The 6,017-nt window shown below is 58.4% G+C and carries 6 protein-coding genes and 1 other RNA gene; 4 read left to right on the top strand and 3 right to left on the bottom strand.

The genetic code is table 11. From position 1 onward, the window contains the following. Nucleotides 1–276: HPr family phosphocarrier protein (locus B4F73_RS15430; RefSeq protein ID WP_414651874.1), on the top strand; the 276-nt coding region annotated here is incomplete at its 5' end. Between the two features lie 82 nt (nt 277–358). Here B4F73_RS15430 and B4F73_RS15425 read toward each other — a convergent pair. Beyond that, nucleotides 359–1,324, bottom strand: a complete 966-nt coding sequence (locus B4F73_RS15425; RefSeq protein ID WP_290483714.1) for an amidohydrolase family protein — start codon at nt 1,322–1,324, stop codon at nt 359–361. Between the two features lie 249 nt (nt 1,325–1,573). On the opposite strand from B4F73_RS15425, the gene B4F73_RS15420 reads away from it, so the two are divergent. The 3 genes from B4F73_RS15420 (at nt 1,574) to B4F73_RS15410 (ending at nt 4,535) form a co-directional block, all read left to right on the top strand. Then, nucleotides 1,574–2,317: a hypothetical protein gene (locus B4F73_RS15420; RefSeq protein WP_290483713.1), complete on the top strand. Its 744-nt coding sequence runs from the start codon at nt 1,574–1,576 to the stop codon at nt 2,315–2,317. 144 nt (nt 2,318–2,461) lie between these two features. Next, nucleotides 2,462–2,820, top strand: a transfer-messenger RNA (tmRNA) gene (gene ssrA, locus B4F73_RS15415). A gap of 98 nt (nt 2,821–2,918) precedes the next feature. Then, the gene (locus tag B4F73_RS15410; RefSeq protein ID WP_290483712.1) at nt 2,919–4,535 is read left to right on the top strand and encodes an amidase; all 1,617 of its coding nucleotides are present in this window, start codon (nt 2,919–2,921) and stop codon (nt 4,533–4,535) included. 3 nt (nt 4,536–4,538) lie between these two features. Here the strand turns inward: B4F73_RS15410 and B4F73_RS15405 are convergent, their stop codons facing one another. Both B4F73_RS15405 and B4F73_RS15400 read right to left on the bottom strand, forming a co-directional pair. Then, nucleotides 4,539–5,210 carry a glutathione S-transferase family protein gene (locus tag B4F73_RS15405; protein WP_206991212.1) on the bottom strand — a complete coding sequence of 224 codons (672 nt, stop codon included), beginning with the start codon at nt 5,208–5,210 and terminating at the stop codon, nt 4,539–4,541. Between the two features lie 104 nt (nt 5,211–5,314). Next, on the bottom strand, nt 5,315–6,017 hold a 703-nt coding region (locus B4F73_RS15400), incomplete at its 5' end, for a Gfo/Idh/MocA family protein (protein WP_290483711.1).

Below are 6,017 nucleotides of genomic sequence, written 5' to 3'. Positions count from 1 at the left end.
CGCGCCATGATCGTCAACCGCAAGGGCCTGCACGCGCGCGCCTCTGCCCGCCTGTCCCGCCTTGCCGGTGAGTTTCAATCCCGCATCATCGTCTCGCACGAGGGCGAAACCGCCGATGCGCGCTCCATCATGGACCTCATGATGCTGGTCGCTCACAAGGGCTGCGAAGTCGACATCAACGCCGAAGGCCCCGACGCGGCCGAGGCGGTCACCGCCATCGCCAGCCTCATCGCCGACGGCTTCGGCGAACAGGGCGACGCCGACACGATCTGCTGAAAATCAGGGCTCAATCGGAAACCACAAGCCGATCATGGGCCTCGACACGGAAGGGAGGCGGACCCGGACCCGTATTGTGCGTCTATTTCAACTGAAAGAAGCGCTCAGCGTTCTTGTAGAGGATCGCCTCGCGTTGGTCTTCGCTCAGCCATTCGATGGATTCCAGGCGGCCCAGGACCAATGCGGTTGGAATATTGTCCGTCCCCATCATGATACGGTCATCGAAACCGGCCTCAATCAGAATTCGCAAGCTTTCATCATACAGTTCAATAGGCAGCGGACCATTTGTGATCGAAAGATCGACATTGACCTGCGGATAATCGCGTAACAGCGCCAAGGTCTCGTCCCAGTGCGGCTCATAGCTCCCTGCGCGTCCGGCTCCGACATGCTGTATCCAGACTCTCAGATTGGGATGACGCTCCAGCACCCGGCGCAACAATGCCGGATTGCCCATTTCAGGATCATAGTCCGGGCAACAATCGGAATCACTGCGCATGGAGTTTATTGCTTTTGGTGGCGGGCCGCGCTGAGTGTGGACGCCGACGGGTAGATCGTATTCCTCCGCCAATGCGAAATATGGATCATATCTCGGATTACCGACCGAAACACCATAATAATTCGGAATGACCTCGTGGATGGCCTCGATTTTTCCGTGCTCGACCATTGTCCGCAGCCATTCGATATCGACCCAACCCTCATCCGCCGGGAAGCAGTTGTACCGGGGCTCCGCAAGATTTCGAGGACACCCCAGCATGACGCCAACCAGAAATGCATCCGGTGCCACATTCTTCCAGGTTTCGACATCGTCATAGTCCGTGATGGAAATTACCGCCAACCGCACACCATTCTGCGACATCTCGCTCAACATTTGCGAGCGGTAAGCATCATCATCCCCTGTCGGCCAGGTGCCATGGCGATGCACGTCAATGATCTTCGCGACAGGTTCCGGCCGCTCTTCCGTGCCGTCACCATACGCTGGCGACAAGAGGGTACAGCTCGTGAGCGTTGCCAGTGCTGCGGCCAGTATCAGAATGTTGTGTGAGCGCATTCACTGTCCCCGTGAAGTCTGGAGTTCACTTGTCGAGGATATCCAAGGCCTTGTCAAAACGACCGCGGGTCGATGCCGGGCTCAGCGCTGATGCTGACATAGAGCGGACTATTTGAAATCGCCTTTGCCATAAACGGTCGAGGATAAAGAATAAATTGCGGGCGCCGGGCCCTGTTGACTACCATCTCAATTCAATTGAGAGTTGCGCAACATTCACGACTGTCGTTTTGCACAGGGGATAAGCTTACAATGAAAACACTGACCATTTGCGCTTTGTTTCTAACGATTGGAATGGTCGGTTGTACGTCAAACGAAAACAGCACATTCACCGATGAGAACGGGCAAGAGTGCAGGCGAACTTACAATCAAATCTATCAGCCACCTGTGACAGTTGGGGGTGCGGGCACAACAATAAGCGTTCCTGGTGATACAGTTTGTACCGACCCCGAAGATGCGGCGATACCAGAGGACGCAATTGTTCCTACTCAAGATGAAGCATCTCGCACGGTGCAGTCCATCAACCAGGCGCAGCGCCAAACACTTTCCTTCTTCGAATCCGCGAATGGTCCAAACCTTACGTGCAAGATCACGGATCGCGGTGAGGACCGTGTTGAATCGATTGAGTGCCAAAAAACGTCCGGCTCTGATTTGTGCCTACGCGGAATGTTCGAAAATGGCGTTGCTGAAAACTTGGAGCGGTGCTTTGACCTACCAGCTCAGGTGACACTTTTCGATTCAACCCGGTACGATTTGGGGGCTGAGGAATCTCATCTTTTAGAATCTTGGGCCGTTTGGGGGGCTGAGGAAAATGACCCTGTTGTTTATAATACCATGTTCGCAAGCTTTTCAGGAGCAGAGTGGCAACCAATGTTTGCTGGCTTTGGCCAACCGTCCAAAAAAATTGCCCAATTCATGGCACCGGAATGGTTGAATCGCCCAGAATCGAGAGGGCGTGTGGTGCCGCCGAAGAAGCCAGTATTAGTGACTGAATAATAAAATACCGAAGCGAAGTTCAAACCTTGGTTGAATAAGTCGGGAGAACTCCAGACCCTCTTCGGCTGGAAGCCCCCTCCTCACCATCCCGGGAAGCCGGGAGGGCATATGCGGGCCCTAGACTGGCTCACTCCAAACACCTCCCCCCTTCCAAAACCCCCAAATCATCCCTATATTGGTCATGTCTTCGGACTATGGCGATAAACGCGCGTGCAATAAGCGGTTCGGACCCGGGGGCGGTACCCGGCGGCTCCACCAAAAGCAGGTTCAGGCTTTCACCGGCCTGTTTCTGACGGGGCCGAAATAGGATCGACGGACGTGTAAAGACGATGCCTTTGCCGGATTGGGCCCCCTCAGAAGCCCATATCACATAGTTGCAAATGACAACTTTGCTGAAGGTGAACTGCTCGCAGCGTAAGCTGTGCTCGGTTAACCGATCTAACTCCTAGGGTTTCAGACCCCTAGGCGGGGCCCGGAGGCGCCTGGCAACAGAAGCCTCCACCTTATCCTTTTCCTCGCAAATTCGTGGCCGCCGCGCGCTGGCCAGTCTGGAACTTTGTCGCTAGCGTTCGGATCGAACACGCTGAGGGAGCTGGCCACCATGAAACATTACCTCGTCGCCGCCATATCGGCGCTCGCCCTGACCGCCTGTTCCCCGCAGACTGGAGACACGTCGATGCCGGATACCAAAGCGCCGATCAGCTATGCCGCCGAAGGCTGGACCGTAAAATCCCTGCCTGAACTGGCGGAAGCCCTGCAAACCGGTGAGGTCTCCGCCGAAGCGCTGACCCAGGCCTATCTGGACCGGATCGAGTTGGTCGACCGCTCCGGCCCCACGCTGCAAGCGGTCCTCACCCTGAACCCGGATGCGCTGGAGGCCGCCCGCGCGCTGGACGCAAAGCGGGACGCCGGCGAGCCGCTCGGCGCGCTCCACGGCCTGCCAATCCTGCTCAAGGACAATATCGAAACAGCAGACAACATGCCCACCACGGCTGGCGCCCTCGCCCTGAAGGACAATGTCACGGACCGCGACTCCCCGCTCGTCGCGGGGCTGCGCGCTGAGGGCGCCATCATCCTCGGCAAGACCAATCTCAGCCAATGGGCGAACTTCCGCTCGAACAGTTCGATGAGCGGCTGGTCCGCGCTTGGTGGACAAGTCCGCAATCCGCACATGCTGGACCGCAACCCCTGTGGCTCAAGTTCCGGATCGGGCGCTGCCGCCGCCGCCTCCCTCGCCGCGGGTACGGTCGGCACCGAAACCAATGGCTCGATCATTTGCCCATCCAACGTGAATGGCGTCGTCGGCTTCAAGCCCACGGTCGGCCTCGTCTCGCAGGACTTCATCATTCCGATCTCCTCCTCACAGGATACAGCCGGCCCGATGACGAAGACGGTCATGGGCGCCGCGATGATGCTCAACGCCATGGCGACCGGCGCAGCGAAGACAGACTATGCCGCCACCCTTGATGCCGCCGCATTGCAAGGCAAGCGCATTGGCGTCCTGCGCGGCGCCCAAGGCAGCAGCCCGCTCATCAAAGACAGTTTCGAACAGGCCCTTTCGGACATGGAATCGGCAGGCGCAATTCTGGTTGATATCGACGACATCGACATGCCCGACGGCTTTTGGGGAAAGTCATTCGATGTGTTGAAGTATGAGTTCAAGGCGACACTGAATGCCTATCTCGCGAGCACGCCGGACACGGTCACAACGCCCACGCTGGCCGACCTGATCGCTTTCAATGCCGAACATGCAGACATCGAACTCGCCTTGTTCAATCAGGATATTTTTGAGCAGTCAGAAGGCATGGAAGATCTTGAATCTGATGGCTACAAAGAGGCTGTTGCCTTCGTCCAGTCCGCCACCCGCGAAAACGGCATAGACCGTCTGTTGGCAGAGCATGACGTGATCGCCCTTGTCGCCCCTTCAGGGCCACTTGCCCCGCGCGCTGATCCGGTCAATGGCGATGTCTGGCCGGACTGGGCAGGCGCGGGCTATGCGGCGGCCATTGCCGGCTATCCGCACCTGACGGTGCCAATGGGCACTGTTCGGGGCATCCCCATTGGCCTGTCCTTCATGGGCGGCAAGGACCAGGACGCGGCGATCCTCTCGCTCGGCTATGCTTATGAGCAGCGGACGCAAGCCCGCGCCGAGCCGCAATACTACCAGACCGCCGAAGACCTGCCCGAAATCGCCGAGGCCATGCGCCGCCGGGACTGATCGCTAGAGCAGGATCGTGCCCTTGCCATCCTTTTCCAGCGCGCGCTGATAGGAGGGATAGGCGCGCATCTGTTGCAGGAATCTGTGCGCATTCGGATAGTTCCCGGCATCCATGCCGGCCCGGTGCGCCGCCAACTCCATCGAGTATCCCATCACGATATCTGCCGCGGTCAGATTATCTCCGGCAAACCATGTACTCTTGCCAAGTGCTTTTTCGATTTCGGTCATCAATGCCTTCAGGCGCGGACCGAAGAACGCCTTGTCCAGTCCGCCGACCAGCATCTTCGCCGCAGGCTTCAGGAAAAATGGCGCACGCGCTGTCATCGCCATCATGACGAATTTGTTGGTCAGCAAAGGCTGCAGGCTTCCCTGCGAGACATGAAACCAGAACAGGTAATCGGCCCGGTTCGGTGTGCCCGGCGCGGGGCGCAGGCGGCCATCATCATGCGTATCCAGGATATGATCCATGATCGCATTCGTCTCCGAGAGCGTAATGTCGCCATCGGTGATGCAGGGCGCCGTCCCCAGCGGTGAGACCGCCTTGTACTCAGCCGGGGCCAGCCGCGTGTTCGGGTCGCGGTCATAGAGCTTGACCTCGTACGGCACGCCCAACTCCTCCAACAGCCAGAGGATGCGGATGGATTGCGACTTTTCGAGATGGTGCAGCGTGATCATGGTTTGGCCCCTCAGCCCAATATTGGCGACAGATGGACTGTAGGGCGCGACGGCCCCACGTCCAGCCACGATCCTGCGAGGGAAACACGAATTTCCTGTAACAATCAGAGCGTGATTTCACGCCCTTCAGCCGCAGAGCGATAGATCGCCTCGATCAGGGCCATGTCGCGAAGGCCCATTTCGCCCGGCGTGAGGATCGCTGCATCCTCCCGGATCGCATCCGCCATATGGTCACACATGCGGGCAAACTGCACATCGGGATCGCCGGGCACGAGGTCTTCGCGGACACCGTCGCGCACCAACGACATCTTATGCCCGCCATAGCCGGTTGCAGGTTCCATTATCAGCACACCGCCCTCCCCTTCGACCCGCGCAAGATTGCGGCCGGGTGTCGTGTCATAGGACGTGACCATATTGGCCACGGCTCCGGACGGGAAACGCATCTCTGTCGTCACTGTAGAGAAGATTTCTGCAAAACGCGGATCATTCGCCGGTTGCTCTGTTACGGCCTTTACAGAGACCGGCATTTCGCCGGAGAGGTACAGCGCCGACTGCAATCCGTAGATACCATAATCTTCCAGAGGACCACCCCCTGCAAGCGCCCGGACAACCCGCCAGTTTTCCGCCACGCTGGTCGGGCCCATGCGATAGGTCTGGGCCGTCTCGATCGTCTTGATCTTGCCAACCGCACCCTCACGCATCAACTCCATGGCGCGCAGGTTAAACGGCTCGAAATGGCAGCGATACGCAATCATCAGCTTCTTGCCTGACGCTTCCGAGGCCGCGATCATCTGCTCGCACTCGGCC

This window comes from Hyphomonas sp. UBA3601 (assembly GCF_002375605.1).
GTDB lineage: Bacteria > Pseudomonadota > Alphaproteobacteria > Caulobacterales > Hyphomonadaceae > Hyphomonas.
This window is presented reverse-complemented; position numbering and strand designations above follow the sequence as displayed.

Bases quoted from the DNA above. Each gene is read 5' to 3' on its own strand.
- B4F73_RS15425 (WP_290483714.1), bottom strand. From the start codon at position 1,324: ATGCGCTCACACAACATTCTGATACTGGCCGCAGCACTGGCAACGCTC.
- B4F73_RS15405 (WP_206991212.1), bottom strand. From the start codon at position 5,210: ATGATCACGCTGCACCATCTCGAAAAGTCGCAATCCATCCGCATCCTC.
- B4F73_RS15420 (WP_290483713.1), top strand. From the start codon at position 1,574: ATGAAAACACTGACCATTTGCGCTTTGTTTCTAACGATTGGAATGGTC.
- B4F73_RS15410 (WP_290483712.1), top strand. From the start codon at position 2,919: ATGAAACATTACCTCGTCGCCGCCATATCGGCGCTCGCCCTGACCGCC.